The 5047-nt window shown below is 44.1% G+C and carries 7 protein-coding genes; 5 read left to right on the forward strand and 2 right to left on the reverse strand.

From position 1 onward, the window contains the following. Positions 1-153 precede the first annotated feature (153 nt). A complete protein-coding gene (locus tag IM500_RS16470) occupies positions 154-945 on the reverse strand; it encodes a hypothetical protein (protein WP_287233519.1) in 792 nt (263 codons plus the stop codon). A gap of 85 nt (positions 946-1030) precedes the next feature. On the opposite strand from IM500_RS16470, the gene IM500_RS16475 reads away from it, so the two are divergent. The 5 genes from IM500_RS16475 (at position 1031) to IM500_RS16495 (ending at position 4151) form a co-directional block, all read left to right on the forward strand. Beyond that, positions 1031-1549: a hypothetical protein gene (locus IM500_RS16475; protein ID WP_287739026.1), complete on the forward strand. Its 519-nt coding sequence runs from the start codon at positions 1031-1033 to the stop codon at positions 1547-1549. 36 nt (positions 1550-1585) lie between these two features. Further along, positions 1586-3049, forward strand: a complete 1464-nt coding sequence (locus tag IM500_RS16480) for a caspase family protein (RefSeq protein ID WP_287739028.1) — start codon at positions 1586-1588, stop codon at positions 3047-3049. Between the two features lie 273 nt (positions 3050-3322). Continuing rightward, positions 3323-3445 (forward strand): hypothetical protein, encoded by a 123-nt coding sequence (locus IM500_RS16485; protein ID WP_255520686.1) that lies wholly within the window; start codon positions 3323-3325, stop codon positions 3443-3445. 72 nt (positions 3446-3517) lie between these two features. Continuing rightward, the gene (locus IM500_RS16490; protein WP_002745417.1) at positions 3518-3766 is read left to right on the forward strand and encodes a hypothetical protein; all 249 of its coding nucleotides are present in this window, start codon (positions 3518-3520) and stop codon (positions 3764-3766) included. Positions 3767-3938: 172 nt separating this feature from the next. After that, positions 3939-4151, forward strand: a complete 213-nt coding sequence (locus IM500_RS16495) for a type II toxin-antitoxin system HicB family antitoxin (protein ID WP_002765615.1) — start codon at positions 3939-3941, stop codon at positions 4149-4151. A 309-nt stretch (positions 4152-4460) separates the two neighbouring features. Here the strand turns inward: IM500_RS16495 and IM500_RS16500 are convergent, their stop codons facing one another. After that, positions 4461-4742 carry a BrnA antitoxin family protein gene (locus IM500_RS16500; protein WP_190718980.1) on the reverse strand — a complete coding sequence of 94 codons (282 nt, stop codon included), beginning with the start codon at positions 4740-4742 and terminating at the stop codon, positions 4461-4463. Between the last annotated feature and the right edge of the window lie 305 nt (positions 4743-5047).

Genomic DNA, 5047 nt, shown 5'->3' on the forward strand with positions numbered 1-5047 from the left:
ACATCATTAGAAAAGTAATTCCTGATGTCATTGACCAGGGAATAAAGGGTTTGCCGTTTAATCCTGTAGTGCTTGACCCACTACGAATGACTAAGCTTTCAGGCTTTTAAGTAAGTTTGAGTAAGTTTAGTTGAGCGGTGAGCATTGCCTATTTTACTGTGGAGACGGGGAAGCATTGAGAATGGTTAGCTGAACACCATTATCTTTTTCATAAACGATCGCCACGGGAATGGTCAACCTGGAATCTTTTTTCGGTAAGGCGGGGAAAATATAGGCATAACCGTCTCCTTTGAGAAGAAGTCGCCAAACTCTGGGTTTGTTGGGGTCGCTGAGGTCGGTGAGTTCTTCACCAAGGAGGCGATCGTAGGCTTTGCGATCGCCGATGATCCGCAAGTCAGTCGGGTTATCGAGGGGGTTATCGAGTTTGCGTCCTAAAGGGGCATTTTTAGACATCAGAAGGGTGACGACGGGCAGTGAAGAGGTTTCGTTGACGGCATCTTTCCAAGCATCCGCTTGGGCTTGCCAACGGGCCAGCCAAAAGAGGGCCGTGAGGATAAAGAGGACGATAATTAGCTCATTCAGCAGAGAGGCGAAAAAGTTAAGAATCTTTGTCTGGGCTTCATTAAAAGTAAAGGGCAATCTTCGTAGGTATTTACTGCCCCATTTTTGACCCCAGTGCAAGGTGACGAGAATAGCGAAGACTGTCACACCCAAAACGAGAATGGTTCTCAGGAAGGCGAGGGGTTCCCCGAAAAAGGTTTGAAAGGCGGCAAGATAAAAGGATTCGCCGGGTAGGTTAAGGGTGGTGACTTTGAGTTGAAAGAAGCTGAAGTAAGTCCAGCGATAAGTCCATCCAGTAAAGTACAGGCCGGCGGCTAACAATGCCAGCACGCCGAGGAGTTTGCCGAGGGGATTGTATTCGGTGGTAGTCTGGGGTTCAGCCATGACAAACAGCCTAGTTGTGAGCGCAGAAAAGAGGTGTTAGGATTCTATCATTTCTTATTTATCTGGATATAGAGAGGTTAATCCGGTGAAGAAGACTATTTTGCAGGGGAGCGTTTTGGCTTTGCTGTGGCTGGGTGTGGCGAATGAGGGGCATTGGGCGGGATGGCAGGGTTCCGCGCGCAGTCAGGGGACGGTGTTGGAGGTGGCGGTGCCGGATAAGGCGACGGTGACGAGGAAACAGGGGGCTTCTCTGACGGGGCAATTAACGGCTTTTAATCAAACAAGTTTGACGCTTTCGGCCGGGGGTTATTCGGAAAAGGTTCCGTTGACACAAGTTCAGGCGATCGCTTTTGAGGGAGATGTCTGGAGTACAGGAAAGCCTCTGCCGATTAGGTTCCGAGGAAGTAAAATACTGCCAGATTTGCCCCTTCAAGCATTGAAGCTAGGAAATCCTCCCAGACAAGGGACGATCAACCTAGCAACCATGAGTCCTCAAGGGCGAGAACGATTGTTAGAAGACACCCAGAATAAACCCCACGGAGTGAAAAAGATTCTCTTGAATTCGTCAGCAAAAATGACGATTCACATAGGAGAAATTGAGTAAGTTGTTATTGAGTTTAAAAATCGCTGAGTTTGTTCTATGTTGCCTCTGAAACCGATTTTTTTCTCTGTTGCTACTGGTTTAACCGTCATTGCTTTTGCGGGATTTGCCGCTAATACTACCCCTAAAACCTTTGTTTTGGCGAAGGATGCGGGCTTAAGCTCGCCATCTCTGCAAGGGCAATTGAAGGGGATTAATACTCGGTTAATCGCTCAAAAACAACCCAGAGTAGCTTTGGTGATTGGCAATGCGAACTATGAGGAAGGCGCATTATCTAATCCTGTCAATGATGCGACGGATATGGCGAAGGCGTTACGGGAGTTGGATTTTGAGGTGACGTTGTTGCAAAATCAGGATTTGCGATCGATGGAGACAGCGATCAACGATTTCAGCCGACAATTGCGTAAGGGTGGCGTGGGTGTCTTTTATTATGCGGGACATGGGGTACAGGTAGAAGGAGAGAATTATTTAATTCCCCTCAAGGCACAACTCCTGAATGAGAAAGATGCCCGTTATGAGGCGGTCGCATTGGGTAAGGTGCTGAATGCAATGGAAGAAGCTAGAAATCAGGTCAATATTATTATTATTGATGCCTGTCGGGATAATCCGTTTTATCGGCGGTGGCGATCGAGCCGTCGGGGTAGCAATGTTCGGGGATTGACGGCTGTTTCTCCTCCCAGTGGCATTATTATTGCCTACGCGACGAGGGAAGGAAATACGGCGGCAGATGGGGTAGGACAGCGCAATTCTCCCTTTACTTCGGCATTACTGGAAAATATCAAGAAACCTAATATAGATGTGCAGTTGATGTTTCGGCGGGTCAGCACATCAGTTAAGGAAAAAACAAACGCAGTCCAACAACCTTGGACAGAAGGGAATTTAGAAGGGGGTGAGTTTTATCTCAATCCACAGCAATCCGTCGCGGTATCGCCTCCTCCGTTCAGTCCTCCCCCTGTTACCCCATCGCCCGTGGTTACGCCACAACCAACACCACCTACCCAACCACGATCGACCCTCATCTCCTCAACCACTGGCGTGGACTATACAACGCTACGAGAACTCCTGCAACAAAAGAAATGGAAAGAAGCGGATATAAAAACCCGGGATTTAATGCTGGCGGCCGCTAAACGAGAAGAAGAAGGATGGATAGACAGCAAATCCGCCGAGAAGTTTTCCTGTGAGGATTTGCGGATGATTGATCGGGAGTGGTTAGCGGCTTCCGGTGGCCAGTTTGGCTTTTCCGTACAATTGGCTATCTACAAGCAGACAGGCAACTCGATCGGCGACTATAATGATGAAGCGTGGCAACGTTTTGGGGACGCAGTAGGCTGGCGAGTCAACGGAAACTGGAAAACTTATTCCGATTTAACATGGAGTACAAACGCACCATCATCAGCACCCAAAGGACACCTGCCTAACGCGGGCACTCGAACGCCGCTGTGGGATGGGGGGGATGTGGAAGTATTTGGGAGATGGGGTATCCTCTCGCGTTGCGGCTTGTGAATTGTAGCATATAAAGCGTTTCGCAGTTTTTTCAAACTCCGATCCTACAGGGGTTCAACACGAGGTTATCAGGGGTTCCGCGATTCGATACCTGTCACCGTCACCCCAGGAGGGTAAATGCCATTTTCCCCTACATAAGTAGTCGCGCAAAATTAATTTCCTAGTGAAGATAGGCAAGAGGCAAGAGACAAGAGGTGGTTAGATATGTGTAATTAATTTTGCTTAGGTACTTAATCTATGGTTTATTAACCAGCGCAAGTTAGGAGTAAATACTTGTCAAAAAAGAAATTTCGTAAATCTGTTGAAAGCATTCGTTATCAAATTCTGATCCATCATCAAAAAATTGCCAATGAGGAACAAAAAGAATCCCCCGATGAAAACTTAATTAATTACTGAGAAAGAGAAATTAAAGGTTTAGAAAAAAGTTTATCTAGAGCAGAAAAGCGATTAAACAGAGGAAAATAAGCAATGATTTCAAACACTGAAAAACCCTTGAAAGTCAACTCTACCTTGGCCACTCTATTATCTGAATTAGGTGAAGAATGCGAGGCGGTTTTATTCTTACTAAGTCAGCTTAAATTACCAAGCCTAACTGATGACCAAAAAGGGGATATTTTGGCAGAATTAATAGGCTCAATTACTCACTTGCACGTTCATACCGAAAATTTACCTGATTTAATTGGGGATGAAATTTTAGCTTTGCCCGATGATCAATAATGTTATGATGATTCTTTGTTCTCTGGTTCAGTAGTAGTAGGTTGGGTTGAGGCACGAAACCCAACACAAAGCCTATAATTGTTGGGTTTCACTCTGTTCAACCCAACCTACATAACTTATCAAATCAAACAAATTCGTAATCTAATTTTAAAATATAAATTAGGAGGGAAAGATGAAAATTCGCTATGAATTAATTATTTATTGGAGTGAGGAAGATCAAGCTTTTATTGTTGAAGTTCCAGAATTAGCAGGATGTATGGCAGATGGAGAAACCTATCAAGAAGCTGTACAAAATGCTGAACTTGTTATTCAAGAATGGATTGAAACTGCCAAACAACTAGAACGAATCATTCCTGAACCAAAAGGACGACTATTATTTACCTAATGATGAAGTTTCTCTCGCTGCGGCTTGTGAATTGTAGCATATAAGGTGTTTCGGAGTTTGAAAAAACGGCTCTTCTGGTTTCTGTGTGGAAACGAGGTCTATACTGATAGTTTATTTAACCAAATAGTCCTAAAAGTCTTTCCCAGTAAACATTTCACGATTTCATAAGCAAAAATTATCACACAAAGTCGAGAAGAGCCGAAAAAACTCCGACATTTGAGGTTTAATTTAGGCAACCACTGCAATTGAGCTTGTAATCATTGCCATTTATAACCGCTTCTTGAGGTTCTTTACTCGGTAGATAATCGGCTATTGCGATTGATGTTTGACGTAGATTAGTAATACATCATTAATTAGGTCGTGATAGCTCTTTTCTTGAGCATGATTCCTAAACCACCCAAGGATTTCTGAATCCAACCTGATACTAATTTGCTCTGTTTGTGGATTTGGTTTGACCAGTTTAGCATTCTTGAAAAATTCATCATCTAGGGGAGGAATATCTGAATAATCAATATTCTCATCGGACATTTGCATAAATTTCTCTTGTCGCTCTTTAAGAGGCATATCAAGGGAAAATTCAGGGTTGCTCATAGCGTTTTCTCATGTAAACGGGAGCATCTCATTTATGCAAGTGAGTAATTATACTTATCCATAAAACTGGTTTCTAGCAAGGCTTTCAAAATAGCTTGACATAAAAACCTGATTTAGGGGTTACAAAGGTGAGATGCTCCCTTAGAGCATCGGTTTTTGAGAATTGTCTATATACAAAGTCAGCATTCTTGACATCCTCGCCGCCCTAAAAGTGCGGCGATTCCTAAACCTCACGATTTAAGTTTCTGCTTCCACCACCGTCGCATACCACAGTTAAAAAACCATGTACTGTCTTACACAGAGTC

Source organism: Microcystis sp. M179S2 (genome assembly GCF_020245805.1).
In the GTDB taxonomy this organism is placed as follows: Bacteria; Cyanobacteriota; Cyanobacteriia; order Cyanobacteriales; family Microcystaceae; genus Microcystis; species Microcystis aeruginosa.